This window comes from Pseudomonas putida (assembly GCF_002741075.1).
In the GTDB taxonomy this organism is placed as follows: Bacteria; Pseudomonadota; Gammaproteobacteria; order Pseudomonadales; family Pseudomonadaceae; genus Aquipseudomonas; species Aquipseudomonas putida_T.
Window position 1 is genome coordinate 1,674,976 of the sequence record NZ_CP016634.1, and the last position, 17,196, is coordinate 1,692,171.

Consider the following 17,196-nt stretch of genomic DNA (forward strand, 5'->3'; position numbering starts at 1 on the left):
TCTCATTCCTGTTCATGACGTGCCAGACGCCTGCCCAGCGCCAGGCGGACACGTGGCGGAAGTCGACCGAGCACACGCAACACCCAGGTGAAAAGACCTGGAAAGTTGATCTCCAGCGGACGTCGGTGCAGATGCCTGACGATATGCTGTGCGGCGCGCTCGGCTGACCACAGCTGTGGCATGGGGAAGTCGTTACGACGGGTCAGGGGCGTGTCGATGAAGCCTGGGCTGACCAACGTGACATCGATGCCTTCGTGTGCCAGGTCGATGCGTTGAGACTCCACCAGATAACGCACGGCGGCCTTGGAGGCGCCATAGGCGCCTGCACGGGGCAGCGCCAGCCAGGTCACCGAACTGCCCACCACGACCCAATGAGGTTGTTTACCGGCGCGAAGCAAGGGCAGGGCGGCGGCCAGGCACTGGCTGACGCCCAAAAAGTTGGTGCGCATCACACGCTCAACCAAGGCCGGGTCAAAATGCCCAGGCTCCAGGTACTCGCACGTGCCCGCATTGAGGATCACCAAATCCAGCGCTCCCCAGGCTGCCTTGATCTGGGCTGCACTGCGAGCTATCTGGGTAGGGTCATCGAGATCGCCGATGGCCAGCAGAACCTGCCCGGGAAACCGCTCCACCAAAGGAGCAAGGCGCCGCTCGTGACGCGCGCCCAAGGCAACGTGGTGACCCTGCTCCAACAGGCATTGCGCGAGCGCGGCGCCCAGACCGCTGCTTGCTCCGGTCAGCCAGCAGCGGCTCATGCCAACCTGCCTTTGAGCCAGCGGATCGCGCTGCCCATGATCGGAAGGTGCTCGTAGAGCAGGGCACCTGCATCGAAATAGTCCTGGTGAACATGGACACGCTCACGCCACCGCAAGTAGCTGCATCCTTGCAAGCTGACCGGCCGATTGCGGGCCAGTCGAGGATTGCGAAACTGCAGGGTCCAGCGCAGGTAGCCTTGGCCGGGCAGGACTTCATGAGCGTCGCAGAAGGTATAGCGGATGTCGTGTGCGTTCTCGTACAGCTGCGCGAAATAAGCCCTCAGGGCCTCAAGGCCCTGAATCTCGTGCAAGGGATCACGAAAGGTGATGTCGTCGCTGTACAGATTTTCCAGTTCATGGAGACGATTGCTGTCGAGGCGGGCGAAGCGCTCGGCGAATTGCTGTAGATAGGCTGACATGCTGGGCTCCAGAAAAACCTGTACAACCGTGAGTCGTTGTACAGGTATAGCTGAAGCTCAATATAAAATCTATACACAGAGCGGTTGCTGTACAGTTTTTTTGATCAGGATTTGGCCTCGCCCAGTTGCCGACGCAGTTCTGCGACTTCCGCTTCCAGCTCGCGAACCCGCTCCTCAGCGAATACCTGGGCCGAGACGTCACGCTGGATGCCGATGTAATAGGTCAACTGGTCCGCCTCGTTGCGTACAGGTGTGATGGATAATTCGTTCCAGAACAGGCTGCCATCCTTGCGATAGTTGCGAAGTACCTGGCGGCAAGGCTGGCCTGCACGAATAGCCTCGCGGATCGAAGCGACGCCTGCCTGGTCATGGTCCTGACCCTGGAGGAATCGGCAGTCCTGATAAAGAATGTCATCGGCACGATAGCCGGTCAGGCGCTCGAAAGCGGGATTGGTATAGATGAGGATGCTGTCGTTGCCTTCCTGCTCGGCGACGACGATGCCATCGTTGGAATTTTCGACCATCAATTGCAAAAGCTTTGCGTTGATCATGAGCCAGTCCACCGAATCTTCATGTGCGATAAGCGCAGCGTACTTCCGTGCGTACAGTCACGGCGCGGTTCGCTGCATGATGACCTAAGGTTGCACGGCGCAGAAGGTCTGTATAGGTTTAGAGTAATCCGCCGTTCAGATGACCGCTCGCAATGACTGAGTCCATTCCAACCGATCTGCTGCCCATGCGTGATGTAGTCAGCCTGACTGGCATCAATCCGGTGACCTTGCGTGCCTGGGAACGTCGCCACGGACTGATCCACCCGCAACGCACCGAGGGCGGCCACCGCCTTTACACGGCCAAGGACGTTCAGCGAATCCGCGACATCCAGCGCTGGACATCCAATGGGTTGCCGATCAGCAAAGTGGGCGAAAGGCTTGTCGGTGTCGATGAGCCAGCCCCAGAGCAGAACAGTGTCTACCAGCAGTGGCGTGATGCCTTGGCGCGTGCAGCGCGGGCTTTTGATGGTCAGGGCCTGGAAGCCGTGCACGGCCAGTTGTGGACAGTTTTGCCCAAGTTGACCGTATTGCGTGAGGTGCTGCTGCCAGTCTGGCGTGATCTGGCTTCGGGTGACGGCTTTGGCGAACGCAGCCAATGGTTGTTTCTTGATAATTTCTTGCGCGCTCGGTTGTTGATGCGCCTTCAATTGAACCAGCCTGATGGACCACCAGTATTACTGGCAGGTCTGCAGGAACAAGCCGAGCTTGAGCTACTGTGCGCCGGCCGACTGTTGAGCAGCGAGCGACAGCGCATCGAGGTCCTCGGTTGTGGCCAACCGCTTGAAGAGCTGCCTTTGTTATGCGCAGCGCTGCAGCCAGCAGCCGTGGTAGTTGTCGTGCAGGGGGTGATAAGCCCACAGTTGGCCAAGCGACTGCGTTTGTTGCAAATGGAGATTGTATGTCCACTGGCGCTGATGGGAGAGGAACTGGACGCTTCCAAAACGTTGTTAGAGGGCATTCCTGCCTACTGGCTGAATGACCAGCGACCCGATGTCGCCCAGACACTTGAGGCCCTGATCAGAGGCGAGCTGGACTTGTGAGATCGCCCAGGTTTTCCAGGCACCTCCAAGCCCATAACGAGGCTTGGAGGTGCCGTATTTCATTGAGATGTTCTGTAGTCATTCAGTAAATCTCCACGACTTACTACTTCAGGCTAAAGTGGCTCACTACTGTGGATTTGAGGGCTATTGTGTATGTCCGATATAAACGAGTTTGTTAATGACAGTGAGGTGTACAGAACCTTGCTGGAGTCGACCAAGGCGATTCCTTGGAAGATTGATTGGAAATCGATGAAATTCGCGTATATCGGCCCTCAAATTGAGGCATTGTTGGGTTGGAGCCCTGAAAGTTGGGTGAGCGTGGAAGACTGGGCTATGCGCATGCATCCAGAAGATCGCGAATATGTGGTGAATTTCTGCGTGACCCAATCCCAGGCTGGTGTGGACCATGAGGCGGACTACCGAGCGCTGACCAAGGACAACGGCTATGTGTGGATTCGCGACGTTGTGCACGTGGTGCGCAATGACAGTGGCGAGGTCGAAGCACTGATTGGCTTCATGTTCGACATCAGCGAGCGCAAGAAGACCGAAGACCAACTGCTGAGCTTGCAGAAAGAGCTGGAGGTGCTTTCGTTCAAGGACGGTTTGACGAATATCGCCAACCGTCGCCGCTTCGATAGCTGTTTCGAGTTGGAGTGGGAGCGTGCGCGCCGCGAGCGCCTGCCACTGTCTCTGCTCTTGTTTGACGTCGATTTTTTCAAGCAATACAACGATTTGTACGGCCATATTCAAGGCGACAAATGTTTGATCGCGATTGCACAGACGCTGAGTTTGGCGCTGGATGGTCCTCGTGATCTTGTTGCTCGCTATGGCGGCGAAGAATTTGTCGCGCTGCTGCCCGAAGCCGATGCGGTGGTGGCGCGTAAAGTTGCTGAGCGCTGCCAGCGGTTAATTCAGAAGCAGGCCATCGTGCATGCACTATCGCCTCATGGCCACCGCCTCACCGTCAGCATAGGAGCAGGCTCTCTGGTGCCAGGCGAGCGGGAAAAACCTACAGACTTCATCAAGGCCGTGGACCAGCAGCTGTATGCAGCTAAAAACAATGGCCGACACCGCATTGAGTATGTGCAGTTGGGAGGGGATCAGGCTTTGTACGAAAAGCCTTGATACTCGTCTTGATAAGAAGGTCAGGCAAGGCGAAAACAGCCGAGGAATGGTCGGAGTCGCACTCGACTTTACGGCTTGTAAATGAGTATTCCGAGGCTGTTTTCAACGCAGCATCACAGAGTCATACAGCCTCTGACGTGCTGGCCTGAAGGTGCAAAGGCCACACAACACACCCTGTTGCCCTGAACCTGGCCGCAGGCTGAACAGGGTGGTGGCGCTTTGAGCCGCAATGACGATGACCTATCGGTACTGGCTCCAGCCGTTCGTCCCGAGTCAGCAGGCATCGACAGCAATGGTCGATGCGCTGATTGCGATACCCAACTGGGCAGTGTCCGGACACCGTCTAGCAATCATGAAGGCCATGATGGTTACGGAAGCCGTGCTACCAGCGAGCAGAAGCTGCGCTGGGAATACGCCACTGCGCTGCCGTCAGTGCTAGTGGCCCGCTGTACACGCCCTACAAATACGGTATGGGTGCCCAGTTCGTGCTGTTGTTCTACAACACAATCGAAGCTTGCCAGGGCGTCTTCGAGCACTGGCGCACCGGTTACTTCATTTACCCAGCTTGCGCAGCTGAAGCGATCACCGTTTTCAATCTTCACCTGGCCCGCAAAGACCTGAGCAACCTGTTGTTGATGCTCGCCGATGACATTGACCGAAAAACAGTGATTCTGATGGATGGCGGCATTCGCCAGGTTGTTGCGGTTGACACACACCAGCAGCAGTGGAGGCTCGGCAGACACGGAGCACATCGCACTGACTGTCACACCGAAACGACCAGCTGCGCCATCAGTGGCAATCACGGTCACGCCAGTGGCGCATCTGCCCATGGCTGTAATGAAGTCTTGAGTGGACATCGTCGGTTCAGTGATAGGGGCCTTGCTCGCAGTCATGCTCATCGGGACGATCCTCTTGTTTTGGTGAAGTTGACCCCATTCTGAAAGCGCGGAGCGTGTAGCCGAAAGCAGTTAATTTTTGGGCCAAGACAAGAAAATTACGTGCGCTGTACAGACCTGTTTTTCTCTTGGTCAGGTCAAGAAAAAAGCGAATATCGCCGGTGCAAAGCCTGTGAGCAGAATGTGGCCGTTCCTCAACAACAATCACTAGGAGCGAGCATGATCAGAACAGGTGACCAATATCGCGAGTCGATCCGAGATGATCGCGAGGTCTATATCAATGGCGAGCGTGTCAAGGATGTACCCTCCCACCCGGCGTTCAAGCCGCTGGTGGACGTGCGGGCACGGATCTATGACATGCAGCACGATGCGGCTACCCGCAATGTCATGAGCTATCAGGACGACCAAGGCGAGACCCACTCGGTTGGCCTGAAGTTGCCTCACACCCAACAGGACTGGTGGGACAAGCGTAACGCCACCGACGCAGTACTAAATGATATCGGTGGCGTGGTTACCCGCGTTGGAGACGAGACCGTCGGTGAGATGTGGTCGCTGTATGACGGCCAGGATGTGCTCAACGAGGTCAACCCACAGTTTGCTTCGAACATCGCCCGGCACATCGACAAGGTGCTCTACGCTGATCCATTCCACGTTTCGGCGAACACCGACCCGAAAGGCGACCGCTCCAAGCGCCCGCAGGATCAAGACCCAGACATGCTGCTGCATGTGGTCAAGGAAACCGATGCTGGCATCATCGTTCGCGGTGCGAAGTATGAAACCGCAGCGGCCTATGCCAACCAGGCGTTCACCAAGCCGACAATTGCCAACTGGGGCAATGCCGAAATGTCGAACTATGCGGTCGGCTTCATCTGCGATCTCAGTTCGCCGAACCTGAAGTTCATCTGCCGTAGCGGCTTCACCGGGCGTGGCAGCCGCGATGATTATCCACTGGCCAATCGCTTCGATGAAGTGGATGCCCTGGTGATCTTCGACAACGTGCTGATCCCTTGGGAAAACGTGCTGTTCTACCAGAACACCAAGGCTGCTTCGTTCATTCGATCGACCCTGCACCGCTACAGCGCGTTCGCGTTCGTTCAGCGCAACCTGAAAGTGGCGGACATGCTGATCGGCGCTGCACTGTTCAACGCTCGCCAGACTGGCCTGGAGCACCAGCAAGCCGTGCAGGAAAAGCTGGCGCAGTTGGCCTGCTACCGCGAGGGGATCAACGCTCACCTTACCGCGTCCATAGCCCTGGCAGAAAAGAGCCCGGGCGGCCTGCTGATGCCTAACCAGTCGCTGTTGTACACCGGGCGTGTATTGGCGACATCGCAGTTGCACAACATGACCCATATCGCCCGTGAGCTGTGCGGCGGACAGATCTGCGTCACCCCCGATGCCGCAACCTTCGCTCATCCGGAAGCCGGCAAGTGGCTGGACAAGTACTACACCATCAACGAGGACTGGGTGGCGGAGGACCGGCGCAAATTGCTGGCATTTGCCCGTGACCTCATGAACTCCGACTACGCCGGCCACCGCCTGACCTTTCAGCTGTTTGCTCAATCGCCACCCTTCGCTCACCTGGGGGCGGTATACCGCAACTTCGACTGGGATGGCCCGCTGGACTTCGTGCGCAAATCGGCCGGTTTGTCCGACCGCGTCATGGGTAGCAAGCCGGCTGCACCAAAGCCGCAGGCTGCACTGGCACGTCCGGCCGTGGTGTCGTGATCGACATCCGTACTGGCTAACCACTGCGCCTCTGGCGTCAGGTAAATCTGGAAGACAGGTGAAGCTGCATGGAAATCATCTTCGATAAAGCGGCCACCCGACGGTTCCAGTCGTGGGGTGACAATGCGGGCTTGGCCAGCGATCTGCTGGTCGTGCCGCAAGGCTCGCCACCAGGTCACTACGACCTACGCGTCGGCGCTGCGAGCATCGACAAGATTGCCAGCGACTTCACCCGTTACCCAGGCTACCTGCGCCGGCATGCGGTGCTACGTGGCCGCAGCGCATTCGCTTGTTCTGCACCCTTCAGGCGGACAGCACTTGGCCACCGTGGCTCGGTGTTTGAGTTCGATGGTTCAGAGGCGTTGCAGTGCACGCTACAAACGCCGTCGGCCTTTGCCTTGAACATCATTCATCGACCAGGAACCCGAGTGACGGATGAACTTCTCGACTTGCCGTCCTCAGGTTTTTCCTGCGCGGCACCGCTTACCGGTGGGCTACGGATCGAACTGTTCTTTTTGTTGGCTTGCAGCGCACAGGTGCGGATAGAAGGTCGGGAGCAGCCTGTTGAACTGGTCGAGCATGACGCGATGTTCCTGCTGCTGTCAGCCAGTGAGCCAACCCCTGCAGTTCGTTTTGTCAGCCCGGTGGCGGGCCAGCTTTATCACGCCACCATCACCCTTTCTTCGTTGGTTGAGCACATCAACTATTCACATTTTGGAGCACCTCATGATTCACAAGCGCCTGCGTCCGTTCAATACCCGTGACACCTACCCAGAGCAGAAACTCGACAACGACCTTTCCCAAGGTGTCGTTGCCAAAGGCACCATGGTCTTCCTGCGTGGCCAGGTCTCCCAGGACCTGGAAACCCGTGAATGTCTGCACATCGGCGACCCGATCGCCCAGACCGAGAAGACCATGCAGAACATCAAGATGCTGCTGGAGGAAGCGGGCAGTCACCTCGACCACATCTGCCGGATCGTTGTCTACGTCACCGACATCCGCTATCGCGAAGCGGTGTACCAGACGATGGGCAAATGGCTGAAAGGTGTTCACCCTTGCTCCACTGGGCTGGTGGTTGACGCCTTCGCTCGCCCTGAGTGGTTGGTGGAAATAGAAGTCACCGCAGTCATTCCGGCTTGAGCCACCCACTACGAGGGAGATAAGCATGACCTTTTCAATAGTGGGGCGCTGTGAGCGAACGGGTATGGTCGGTGTGGCGGTAACTACCTCTTCCATCTGCGTAGGCGCACGCTGCCCATGGGCCAGTGCGGGCGTTGGCGCAGTATCCACCCAGAACGTCACCTTGCCATCTCTGGGCAGCCTGATCGTTGCGCGTCTTGAAGCCGGAGACACTGCCAGTCAGGCCCTGGACAAGGTGCTCGCCGATCATGATCACACCCAGTATCGGCAGGTCACAGTCATTGATGTCAACGGAAATACCGCGAGCTTCTCGGGTAGCAAAACCTTGGGCACCCATGCGGTAGCAGAAGGGCTGGACTGCGTCGCGGCAGGCAACCTGCTCAAGGCCCGGTCTTTGCCGCAAACCATGGTGCAGACCTTTGAGGAAAATGCTCACCTGCACCTGGCCGAACGCTTGCTTCTCGCGTTGGAGTCAGGACTTTACCAGGCCGGGGGCGAGGAGGGGCCGGTGCATTCGGCTTCGTTGATTGTCGCGGACGAACATCCATGGCCGCTGGTCGATCTGCGGGTGGACTGGAATGATGACGACCCTTTGCGTGAGTTACGCCAGCTTTGGCAGCGCTATGAGGGGGAAATGCAGGCCTATGTCACCCGCGCCATTGATCCGGCCTGCGCGCCAAGTTACGGCGTACCGGGGGACGAGTGACATGCCAGAGTGCCGTCAAAGAGCGTGATGTAGGGAAACGTCAAAAGCACCAGCGCGTTCGCCGCTTGAAGCGCAACGAGCTGGCAGCCTAACTGCCTCAGAAGACAAGGGTGACTGGGTAACTCCAGGGCGCCCTCAGACCCGACAAAAACGATATAAGAGGTTGTCGCATGAGTTTCAATCGCGTGGATCGATCAATATTTGGCGTCTCAATCGGCCTTATTGTGCTGGTGAGTCTTCCCTTGGCACTCTATCCGAAGGAAGGAGAATCCTTCGTCAAGGCAGTCCTTGCCTTTGTCAGCAATACATTTGGTAGCCTTTATCTCATAGGGGGCCTGGCGACTGTTCTTTTCCTGATGTGGATCTCATTCAGCCGTTTTGGCAACATCCGCCTAGGCAAAGGTGCCCCCGAGTTTTCATCCTTCAGTTGGACTTCCATGGTGTTCTCTGCCGGTATCGGTACCGGTGTGCTGTACTGGGGGGCAGTGGAGTGGGCTTACCATATCCAGTCGCCACCGATGGGGATGACACCTCGCTCGAATTCGGCCATTGAAATGGCCGGCGCCTATGGGATTTTCCACTGGGGCATCACCGGTTGGGCTTTCTTTGCACTCGCAACCTTACCGATTGCTTACTGCTACTACCTGCGCAAGCGCTACGTATACCGAATTAGCGAGGCGTGCCGTGGACTGCTGGGTGACTGGGTTGATGGCCCGGTGGGTAAAGCCATCGACATATTCTTCGTACTCGGGCTTCTGGCTGCAGCAGGCACTTCGCTTGGGCTTGGCACACCGCTGATCGCCGCCTGCATGCATTACCTGTTCGGTTTTGAGCGGGGTATCGGCCTTAACATCGCGATCATATCCATCGTTACCGGCTTGTTCGCCTGGAGTGTCTGCTATCGATTGGACCGCGGCATCAAGAAGTCCTCGGATTGGAGTGTAATCCTGGCGCTGTTGCTCCTGGCGTACGTCTTTGTCGTTGGCCCTACCCAATTCATCATGGACATGTCGGTGACCAGCGTTGGGCTGATGATGCAGGAGTTCGTGCACATGAGCACATGGGCCGATCCGGTTGGACGTAGTGGTTTCCCCCAATCATGGACAGTTTTCTACTGGGCTTGGTGGCTTGTGCTGGCGCCTGCACTTGGACTGTTTGTCACTCGCATTTCCCGCGGGCGCACGCTGCGCCAGGTGATTCTGGGCATGCTGTTCTATGGAAGCTCTGGGTGTGCGTTGTTCTACATGATTCTGGGCAACTATGCGCTGAACTTGGAGTTGACCGGTGCGCTCAATGTGACGGGGCTGATCAAGGAAGTTGGTGCTGAGCAAGCAATCGTGCAGGTCGTCGGTACCCTGCCAGGCGGTAAATGGGTGGTCGCCGCGTTTGCGATCGTTGCGGTGATCTTCTTGGCCACACTGTTCAACTCCAAGTCCTATATCCTGGCCTCAACCACCATTGATAGACTGGTCGAGGGGGAAGAGCCCCCTCGCTCGCAACGCCTGATCTGGGCTGTGGCGTTGTCGTTGCTGCCGATCGCATTGATGGTGGTTGGAGGGCTGGAGTCACTGCAGATCGCCGCGACGGTAGGTGCGTTGCCGATCCTGTTCATCCTGCTGATCATGACACTGTCCTTCTTACGCCAGTTGCGTATGGACGAGCCGAGACTGAAACAGTTCGACTATGTCTCCATCGGACTTGAGGAAGAGCAGTACGTTGTGCCACCTCCTGAAATTTCCTCCAACGTACGCACCGAGGTCGTTTGAGTAGCAAGGCGCAGTGACTGATGTCACTGCGCCTTGTGGCTTTCCTGGTCGCCGCCGTTCAGGCACTCATGACAATAATCGACGAACAGTTGCGCTGGCTTGGTCAGTTGAGAACGCTTTGGCCAGGCGGCCACGAGTGTTGGGCAATCAACCGCCTCGGTAATTGCCACTGCAGTGACGGGCTGGCCATCATACGTATAGTTAGAAAAGGGCCTTGTAACCAGCAAGGTAAAGCCGAACCCGTGCCCTACCATACCTCGCACCATCTCAATGGAGGGTGAGCTGAAGGCAATGTTTGGAGTCAGTCCAAGCCGATCGAAAAGACTGACGAAATAGGTTGCGCTGGGCTGGATGTCCAGCAAGATCATGGGTTCATGAATGAGGTCACGCAATGAGACACGTGGCTGACAAGCAAAGCGGTGATTGGCGGGCAACAGCGCATAGGGTAGTTGCCCCGTTAGCAGCGGCGTGGACTCGATGGTCGTGTCTAGGTCCCAGTCATACAATATCGCCAGGTCATAGCTGCCCGCAGTGAGGCCGCGCATCAACTCCTGCTGCTCTCCATCGCGTATGCGAATCGTGACGCCTGGGTACCGTTCGCGGAAACCGGCAATGAGCCGTGGCATGAACAGCGGCGCGATACTTTCGAAGCAACCAATATCGACGGTGCCGGCCACCACATCGTTTTCGGCCAAAGCATTCTGCTCGAACTCATACGCCATGCGCAGCAACTGTTCGGCCTTGCGATGGAAACGCGCCCCTGAAGGGGTAAGCGCCAAGCCTTGGGCGTGGTGGCGAATGAACAACTGTACATTGAAGGCTTCTTCCAGCCCCTTGATGGCACTTGAGATGGATGGTTGCGTTATGTACAGCTTGCGTGAGGCTTCAGCAACGCTTCCACAGTCGACGGTACTCACGAAATACTTAAGTTGGCGCAAGGTATAGGAGGCCATTGCTATCACTCTTGTTTTGATTATGGGAGCGTTGAGTGGTGATTTGCCCGGGTTGCCAGGGCACCTTAACCCGAAAACCGCATCGCCCCCATCGTGCAAGACCTGTTTTTTCAAAAGTGCTAGCCAACTTTTTTCGATAAGCAAAGCCCCTTCAGGGATCGGTAACTCATCGGAGACTTTAGACGCGCAGTCCAAGGGCTACGATGCTGATGCGCTGCAGCGTTTTTGTGACCGGCATCGCATGCAACCGGTTATTCCTTGCGTTCGATGAAGCGTAAACCCAAGCCGATGCGTTTTGAGCTGTTCCCCGTCTGCAGTCCCAGCTTGCTGGAGGGAGCCGGCGAGATGTCGGCAGCCAAGAGACGGGCCGGGGCAGAGGTTGACCATCAAACGTAAAGCTGTGCGAGCGCGGTACTCTGGATGGCGCTCCATTCAATTTCCAGACCGAGGCCATTCAGAACTGGGGCAGTAACCATGCCCTGATCGTTAGCACGAATGGGATTGGCCGTGGCGAACTCGAACGCCTCGAACTCGCAAGCTTGTTCGAAATAGGTACAGTTAGGCTGGCTCAGCATCAGATGAAGGTTTGCGGCTTGAGCTAGTGAGTGTCCCCAGCTTTGCAATTCCACCTTCAGACCAATCTGGGCGGCACGTTGCATGATGGCTAGGGCAGGGGTGATTCCCCCGCAGGTCATCGCATCAATGCGTACACGGCTCCAGCAATGGTTGTCCATCGCGTACTCCACCAGCAGGGGATCAGCAATCGCATTTCCTGCAGCGAGCACCGGAACGTTCAGCTTTTTGGTGAGAGCCTGGTAGCCGGCGAGGTCATAGTCATCCAGCGGCGCCTCAAACCAGGTGTAGTCGCATTCGCTCAGTACGCCTCCGACACGCAGCGCGGCAGCGAGGTCATACTTCTGCTCGACGTCGAGCATCAACGCCAAGCCTTTCTCACCGTGAGCACGGTGAACTGCTTCGACCATTTGAACGTCGTTGTCAGCTTCGCACCAGCAGTGGAACTTGAGCGCTCGGAACCCTTTTTCCACCCACTCGCTCACGTACTCTACGTACGCTTGCGGACTTGCTAAAACGGGGGTGCTGGCATAGGCCTCAATTTGATTGCGCTGGCTACCCAACATCTTGTGCAGAGGCTGGCCGCAGGCCTGAGCAGCAATGTCCCATAGGGCTACGTCAATGAGGGCCTGCGCTTGAGCCGAGCGAGCATATGCTTTGGGTTTGAAGTGCTGCCATAGCGTTGCACGTTCATGAGCTGACCGCCCCTTCAGGTCTGGGATCATGTCCCTCAGGGTTTCGGCGAGCACCATATCGGGGCCATGGAAGGTGTACGAGTCCGTTCCTGCTGTGCCTACGATGCCTTCGCGAGTAAGGACACGAAGAAAGGTATGGGTGGTGCAAGGATCCGGCTGGTCTGGCGTCCAAGTCGAGCCGCGTTGTGTCGGGCGGCATACATATACCTCCACCCGATCGATGATCAAGTCGTTCATTACATACCTGCTAGGCTATTTAAAAACCAGCTTATTTACTTTCTGCTCACGGTGCGCGTCAAGGTAGTTGTCGTGCCTGGTTTAACCGGTGCGCTTTTGCTCTGGATCTCGCTCGCGATTCAAGTACACATGGTTAGGCAATTTCCAGTTACGGACATCTCGGGCCCATCGTCCTGGATTCTGACGCCGCGCTGCTTCGTATAACTGTTCACGCTGCCTCAGCGAAGCGCCATCTTGACCATGATGTCGCTGCGAGGGGGTGACATATTTGAGCGCGCTATGGCGATGTTCATTGTTGTACCAGGCAGCAAACCGCATTACCCACATACGAGCTTCATCGAGCGATCCAAAAGGCACGCTGGGCCACCGTGAGCAGTACTTAGCTGTTCGAAATAGAGCCTCGGCATAGGCGTTGTCGTTGCTGACCCGCGGGCGGCTGAAAGATGGCAGAACACCAAGGTCACGTAGCGCAGCGAGCATTGTCGCGCCCTTCATCGCACTGCCATTGTCTGAATGAAGCACTAATGTATCCGGGCGAATCCCTTCACGTAGGCAGGCGCGCTCCAGCAGGATACTGGCATGTTCAGCACTTTCTGCCTCGTGTACTTCATTCATGACCAGCTTGCGGCTGTAGATATCTTTGACCATATACCAATAGAAAAAACGTCCTTTGACAGTACTCGGTAACCAAGTGATGTCCCAACACCAAACCTGATTGGGCCCACTCGCCCTATGGGTCGTGAGTGGTCTGGCCTTTGGTCTTCGACTACGCCCACGCCTGTGTGCTTGGCCCGCTGACTTGAGCACTCGATAAAATGTCGATTCCGAGGCTAGGTAGAGGCCTTCATCTGCCAACTTCGGCACGATTTCATGCGGTGTGAGGTCGGCGCAATCAGGGCGATTGGCTGCATCCAAAAGGGCCAAGCGCTCACGTTCGCTGAGCTTGTTGGCTGGCTCAGGGCGGGCTGCGCCAGGCCGCCCATCTTCAGGTTGATGGCGCCATCGTTGCACCGTGCGCTCAGTGAGTCCCAACTCTTCACAGGCAGCACTTTGACGAGCGCCTGCTCTTACAGCGGCGTCAATCAACTGAAGGGCAGTTGTGCGATCTGCAGCACTGGTCATTCGTCCTCGTCCTTGCCCCAGATCGCATCGGCCTTTTTTCGCAGTACCAACAACGCCGCCGTTTCTGCCAAAGCCGCTTCTTTACGCCGTAACTCACGCTCCAGTTGCTCGATACGCTTGACCGACGCGATATCTTTGACGGGTTCTTGCTGGGTTGGAGTATTCGCCTGCTCACAAGCTGTACGCCACAGCACCAGATCCGACGGCAGAATTCCTGCACTTCGGCAGTATTCTGAAATCTCTGCTTCGCTCATTGCAGCCGTCTGAAGCACAGCTCTGAACTTGTCAGCGCTGCTCCAGCGCCCATTGCGTTTACCTGTTCCTGCCATTTGCACTCCCTGGGTCTTGGCTTCATTACGCCAAGCCCGAAGTGTGACAGTAGTAATGCCTGTTTGCTTAGCCAACTCTGTGACCGGACGGCTGAAAGGCGCCGACATTTGCTGCAACGCCCAGGCTTTCTCCTCAGCGGTATAACGGCGTTGTTTCATGAGACAGTCCTACGCCCTCCATCGAATGAGACGGGCGACAACTATCCTGACATGGAGGGCTCACGACTAAGTCAGGCAAAGACCTGCACAGAATTTAGCGGTGTGAGTTTTCTCATGAGTAGCGAATGGCTTTGCTCTCATGTTTTCTTTTGTGAGTGCCGATCGCTGATCGACACTTGAAGCATGTTGGCTTACGCGACGCGGAATCGATCAATTAACGATTCATCGAGTTCTACACCCAAGCCCGGTAAATCAGGGACACGGACACTGCCATCTTCCAATGGCAGCAGATTGCGCACTAAGCTGTGGAACAGCGGGCTGTCACTTTGTGAATATTCCAGTAAATCTCCATGCTCACTTGCGGCCAAGAAGTGCGTCGTTGCAGCGAGCAATATGCCGGTGCTGAAACCATGCGGTATCAGGCGCGCCCCATGCCGCTTAGCCAGCGAGCTAATGTGCACCATCTCACTGATTCCGCCACAGCGCGTTATATCGGGCTGAACAATGTCTGGGTGTGTGGACTCCAGAAATGCTGCAAACTCATGCCGAGTGGCTAGACCTTCGCCTCCGGCGACGGGAATGCCGGCAAATTTCGCAAGGCGCAGAAGACCCTGGCTATCGTCTGAGGGGAGGGGCTCTTCGATCCAGTTCAGATCAAACTCCCTCAAAGCTTCACATTGCGCGATCGCATGGTTTGCATTGCGCCACCGTCCCACTAGATCTATTTGAAGCTGAATGTCAGGGCCGATCTCTTCGCGTACGATTTTCAGCAATTGCTTGTCTTTGATGGGGTCATCCCCGAACCCGGCGCCGCCGAGTTTGATGCTGGTCAAGCCCTGATCGAGCAAGGTGCCAAGCATGTCCCTGTTACCGGCCTCGTCGGGGCGAGGGATGAAAGTGCCATAGGCTGGAATTCGATCACGGTATTTTCCGCCCAGCAGCGTATGAATTGGGACTTTATAAAACTGTCCCGCGATGTCCCAAAGCGCAATGTCCAAGGCACTGATCGCATGAATACCTGCACCGCGACGGCCCACGTACTCGGTTTGGCGATACATCTTCTGCCACAGGCGATCAATTTCCAGAGGGTTTTCACCTATCAGTACATCTCGTAGTCCCTGGCAGGTTTCATGAGATGAAGGCATCTCAATCAGGGCCTTCACCACTGCCGGTGCACTGTCGGTTTCGCCGATACCGATGAGCCCGTTGTCCGTGTGAATGCGGACAACCAGTGCGTCCTCACCCCATTCACAAGGTTGCCCAAGTGCAGGTACGCGTAGCCAGATTGCTTCAACATCAATGATCTTCATGCAAGGGCTTCCCGGGTACGCGCTTCGACGGAGGGGAGTGGGATTTCAATCTCCTCCCGCTGCTTCATCGCTTCTTCAACGATCTGCTGGGCCGGTACCGATCCGTAATCCTCACGCAGCCATTTGAGTAGGCCCCAGATTTTTACGAGCAGGATCAGGATAAAGGGAATAGCCGAGAGGATGACCGCTGTTTTTAGCGTGTGGAGCGAAGCGTTGATGTAAAGCATCGCTAAAGGAAGAGCAGCAAGCATGATGCACCAGAAGAGACGCAAGCCTGGAGTAGGATCATCACCTTCACGCAGGTTGCGAGTGCTGGTTGCTGCCACCGTATAAGCAACAGCGTCCAGGTGAGAGGCAAGGAACACCAGCATCAAGAGGAAATACAGCACTGAGAACAGCTTGCCCATGGGGAGGCTGTTCAGAAGCATCGAAACCGCTGCTTCTCCGCCGGCACCGCTAAGCATGGCCGGGGCATTGATAGCTCCTGTGATGAACTCGTGGATCGCGTAGCTCTGCAGGCTGCCGAAGAAGAACCAGCAACCTCCGCAACCGCCGAGCACCATCGCCATGATGACCTCGCGAATGGTCCGACCGCGCGATACTCGAGTTACGAAGATCGCAACACCTGGGGTATAGGTAATCCAGTAAAGCCAATAGAAAACAGTCCAGCCGCGAGAAAATTCGCCCGAGCCATTAGGGTCGGTGGACAGGCTCATTTGCACAAAGTTTTGCACGCTGAGGCCGATGGCATTGGTGAGGTTATTCAAGATGAATAGCGTTGGCCCCAGCAACAAAACCACCAGCCCGAATGCGAGAGTCATCCCGCACGCCATATGAGCCAGACGCTGCATACCAGAACCGATGCCGATCCAGGAACTCGCGGAAAACACTACGGTCACGGCCAAAACGAGAGCGGCTTTCGTCACAAAACCATCAGAGATGCCGGTCAGGTCGGATAGGCCCTTGGCGACTGTGGAGGTCGTGAGGGTCATGGTCAAAACGAGACCGCCGAACGTTGCGAACAGGAAGATCACGTCAATGATTCGCCCCACCGGCCCATGTGCTCTGAGGCCTGTAATTGCCTCAACAACTGCTGCCAGGCTCAAGCCCTTATTGCGCCGGACGTGAAAGTGGTAAGCCAGAGCTAGTGAGGCAATGCCGTAGATGGCCCACGGCGTGATGCCCCAGTGGAAGAAGGAATAGGCGATGCTGTAGTCGAGCGCCTGCGGAGTAGAGCCCGCGATGCCCAGCCCTGGCGTCAGGTAGTAATAAGCCCATTCCATGAAGGCCCAATACATGGTTGCCGATCCAAGGCCTGCACAGATGAACATGAAGACCCAGCTGGTATTGCCATACTCAGGCTTGCCGGAGCCCAACCGAATATTTCCATATTTGCTGAACGCTAATCCGACGATGAGTAATACGCAAAAAAAGCCAAGCAGTTGTACGAGGGAGCCGAAGGTCATCGTAGCCTGAGTGAACAGCTGATCAGCCAAGGTTTTGGCTTCATCTGGGAACACTGTTAGGGCCGCTACGATCGTGCCCACGACAACGATGCTGGTGGCGATGAGGGGGACGTCCTTGCGGGGGGCAAGGGTAGAGTCGTGAAGATTACTCATGACGACCTCCAAAGGTGGAGGCGAGAGCAGGCGCAGCTGTAATTTGAGCTTGCATATTGAGTTCCTGATGTTGTCA

General features: G+C 56.4%; 16 protein-coding genes. 7 read left to right on the forward strand and 9 right to left on the reverse strand.

The genetic code is table 11. The features are described from left to right. Positions 1 to 2 precede the first annotated feature (2 nt). The 3 genes from IEC33019_RS07800 to IEC33019_RS07810 all read right to left on the reverse strand — a co-directional run bounded on the left by IEC33019_RS07800 (position 3) and on the right by IEC33019_RS07810 (position 1,725). Positions 3 to 755, reverse strand: a complete 753-nt coding sequence (locus IEC33019_RS07800) for an SDR family NAD(P)-dependent oxidoreductase (RefSeq protein WP_070094242.1) — start codon at positions 753 to 755, stop codon at positions 3 to 5. After that, positions 752 to 1,174 (reverse strand): nuclear transport factor 2 family protein, encoded by a 423-nt coding sequence (locus IEC33019_RS07805; protein ID WP_070094241.1) that lies wholly within the window; start codon positions 1,172 to 1,174, stop codon positions 752 to 754. The genes IEC33019_RS07800 and IEC33019_RS07805 overlap by 4 nt, the downstream gene beginning before the upstream one ends. A 104-nt stretch (positions 1,175 to 1,278) precedes the next feature. After that, a complete protein-coding gene (locus tag IEC33019_RS07810; protein WP_070094267.1) occupies positions 1,279 to 1,725 on the reverse strand; it encodes a PAS domain S-box protein in 447 nt (148 codons plus the stop codon). A 152-nt stretch (positions 1,726 to 1,877) separates the two neighbouring features. Between IEC33019_RS07810 and IEC33019_RS07815 the strand changes: the two genes are divergently transcribed. Beyond that, the gene (locus IEC33019_RS07815; RefSeq protein ID WP_070094240.1) at positions 1,878 to 2,765 is read left to right on the forward strand and encodes a MerR family transcriptional regulator; all 888 of its coding nucleotides are present in this window, start codon (positions 1,878 to 1,880) and stop codon (positions 2,763 to 2,765) included. 153 nt (positions 2,766 to 2,918) lie between these two features. Then, positions 2,919 to 3,890 carry a sensor domain-containing diguanylate cyclase gene (locus IEC33019_RS07820; protein WP_070094239.1) on the forward strand — a complete coding sequence of 324 codons (972 nt, stop codon included), beginning with the start codon at positions 2,919 to 2,921 and terminating at the stop codon, positions 3,888 to 3,890. A gap of 368 nt (positions 3,891 to 4,258) precedes the next feature. Here IEC33019_RS07820 and IEC33019_RS07825 read toward each other — a convergent pair whose 3' ends face one another. Beyond that, complete coding sequence (locus tag IEC33019_RS07825; protein ID WP_081337513.1) at positions 4,259 to 4,789, reverse strand: flavin reductase family protein; 531 nt, start codon at positions 4,787 to 4,789, stop codon at positions 4,259 to 4,261. Between the two features lie 216 nt (positions 4,790 to 5,005). Between IEC33019_RS07825 and IEC33019_RS07830 the strand changes: the two genes are divergently transcribed. The 5 genes from IEC33019_RS07830 to IEC33019_RS07850 all read left to right on the forward strand — a co-directional run bounded on the left by IEC33019_RS07830 (position 5,006) and on the right by IEC33019_RS07850 (position 10,123). Then, positions 5,006 to 6,511, forward strand: coding sequence for a 4-hydroxyphenylacetate 3-hydroxylase family protein (locus IEC33019_RS07830; protein ID WP_070094238.1), 1,506 nt, complete (start codon positions 5,006 to 5,008; stop codon positions 6,509 to 6,511). 68 nt (positions 6,512 to 6,579) lie between these two features. Continuing rightward, a complete protein-coding gene (locus IEC33019_RS07835) occupies positions 6,580 to 7,275 on the forward strand; it encodes a HutD family protein (protein WP_070094237.1) in 696 nt (231 codons plus the stop codon). After that, entirely contained in the window at positions 7,238 to 7,651 is a 414-nt protein-coding gene (locus IEC33019_RS07840; protein ID WP_070094236.1) for a RidA family protein, read from the forward strand. Before IEC33019_RS07835 ends, IEC33019_RS07840 begins: the two co-directional genes overlap by 38 nt. 25 nt (positions 7,652 to 7,676) lie before the next feature. Then, entirely contained in the window at positions 7,677 to 8,357 is a 681-nt protein-coding gene (locus tag IEC33019_RS07845) for a DUF1028 domain-containing protein (protein ID WP_099593257.1), read from the forward strand. Positions 8,358 to 8,527: 170 nt separating this feature from the next. Continuing rightward, on the forward strand, positions 8,528 to 10,123 hold the full coding sequence (locus tag IEC33019_RS07850; RefSeq protein ID WP_070094234.1) for a BCCT family transporter: 1,596 nt from the start codon (positions 8,528 to 8,530) through the stop codon (positions 10,121 to 10,123). A 23-nt stretch (positions 10,124 to 10,146) separates the two neighbouring features. Here IEC33019_RS07850 and IEC33019_RS07855 read toward each other — a convergent pair whose 3' ends face one another. From IEC33019_RS07855 to IEC33019_RS07875, 5 genes are all read right to left on the reverse strand, one after another. After that, positions 10,147 to 11,076, reverse strand: a complete 930-nt coding sequence (locus tag IEC33019_RS07855; RefSeq protein ID WP_070094233.1) for a LysR family transcriptional regulator — start codon at positions 11,074 to 11,076, stop codon at positions 10,147 to 10,149. 386 nt (positions 11,077 to 11,462) lie between these two features. Continuing rightward, positions 11,463 to 12,581: a mandelate racemase/muconate lactonizing enzyme family protein gene (locus IEC33019_RS07860; RefSeq protein ID WP_081337512.1), complete on the reverse strand. Its 1,119-nt coding sequence runs from the start codon at positions 12,579 to 12,581 to the stop codon at positions 11,463 to 11,465. Positions 12,582 to 12,662: 81 nt separating this feature from the next. Next, a protein-coding gene (locus tag IEC33019_RS07865) for an IS3 family transposase (protein WP_437436776.1) occupies positions 12,663 to 14,191 on the reverse strand; the annotation gives its coding sequence in 2 pieces (ribosomal slippage) (positions 12,663 to 13,735 and positions 13,735 to 14,191; 1,530 coding nt in all). Between the two features lie 191 nt (positions 14,192 to 14,382). Then, positions 14,383 to 15,501, reverse strand: a complete 1,119-nt coding sequence (locus IEC33019_RS07870; protein ID WP_070094531.1) for a mandelate racemase/muconate lactonizing enzyme family protein — start codon at positions 15,499 to 15,501, stop codon at positions 14,383 to 14,385. Beyond that, a complete protein-coding gene (locus tag IEC33019_RS07875) occupies positions 15,498 to 17,120 on the reverse strand; it encodes a BCCT family transporter (protein WP_070094532.1) in 1,623 nt (540 codons plus the stop codon). Before IEC33019_RS07875 ends, IEC33019_RS07870 begins: the two co-directional genes overlap by 4 nt. Positions 17,121 to 17,196: the final 76 nt, after the last annotated feature.

Bases quoted from the DNA above. Each gene is read 5' to 3' on its own strand.
- IEC33019_RS07800 (WP_070094242.1), bottom strand. From the start codon at position 755: ATGAGCCGCTGCTGGCTGACCGGAGCAAGCAGCGGTCTGGGCGCCGCG.
- IEC33019_RS07805 (WP_070094241.1), bottom strand. From the start codon at position 1,174: ATGTCAGCCTATCTACAGCAATTCGCCGAGCGCTTCGCCCGCCTCGAC.
- IEC33019_RS07810 (WP_070094267.1), bottom strand. From the start codon at position 1,725: ATGATCAACGCAAAGCTTTTGCAATTGATGGTCGAAAATTCCAACGAT.
- IEC33019_RS07815 (WP_070094240.1), top strand. From the start codon at position 1,878: ATGACTGAGTCCATTCCAACCGATCTGCTGCCCATGCGTGATGTAGTC.
- IEC33019_RS07820 (WP_070094239.1), top strand. From the start codon at position 2,919: ATGTCCGATATAAACGAGTTTGTTAATGACAGTGAGGTGTACAGAACC.
- IEC33019_RS07825 (WP_081337513.1), bottom strand. From the start codon at position 4,789: ATGAGCATGACTGCGAGCAAGGCCCCTATCACTGAACCGACGATGTCC.
- IEC33019_RS07830 (WP_070094238.1), top strand. From the start codon at position 5,006: ATGATCAGAACAGGTGACCAATATCGCGAGTCGATCCGAGATGATCGC.
- IEC33019_RS07835 (WP_070094237.1), top strand. From the start codon at position 6,580: ATGGAAATCATCTTCGATAAAGCGGCCACCCGACGGTTCCAGTCGTGG.
- IEC33019_RS07840 (WP_070094236.1), top strand. From the start codon at position 7,238: ATGATTCACAAGCGCCTGCGTCCGTTCAATACCCGTGACACCTACCCA.
- IEC33019_RS07845 (WP_099593257.1), top strand. From the start codon at position 7,677: ATGACCTTTTCAATAGTGGGGCGCTGTGAGCGAACGGGTATGGTCGGT.
- IEC33019_RS07850 (WP_070094234.1), top strand. From the start codon at position 8,528: ATGAGTTTCAATCGCGTGGATCGATCAATATTTGGCGTCTCAATCGGC.
- IEC33019_RS07855 (WP_070094233.1), bottom strand. From the start codon at position 11,076: ATGGCCTCCTATACCTTGCGCCAACTTAAGTATTTCGTGAGTACCGTC.
- IEC33019_RS07860 (WP_081337512.1), bottom strand. From the start codon at position 12,581: ATGAACGACTTGATCATCGATCGGGTGGAGGTATATGTATGCCGCCCG.
- IEC33019_RS07870 (WP_070094531.1), bottom strand. From the start codon at position 15,501: ATGAAGATCATTGATGTTGAAGCAATCTGGCTACGCGTACCTGCACTT.
- IEC33019_RS07875 (WP_070094532.1), bottom strand. From the start codon at position 17,120: ATGAGTAATCTTCACGACTCTACCCTTGCCCCCCGCAAGGACGTCCCC.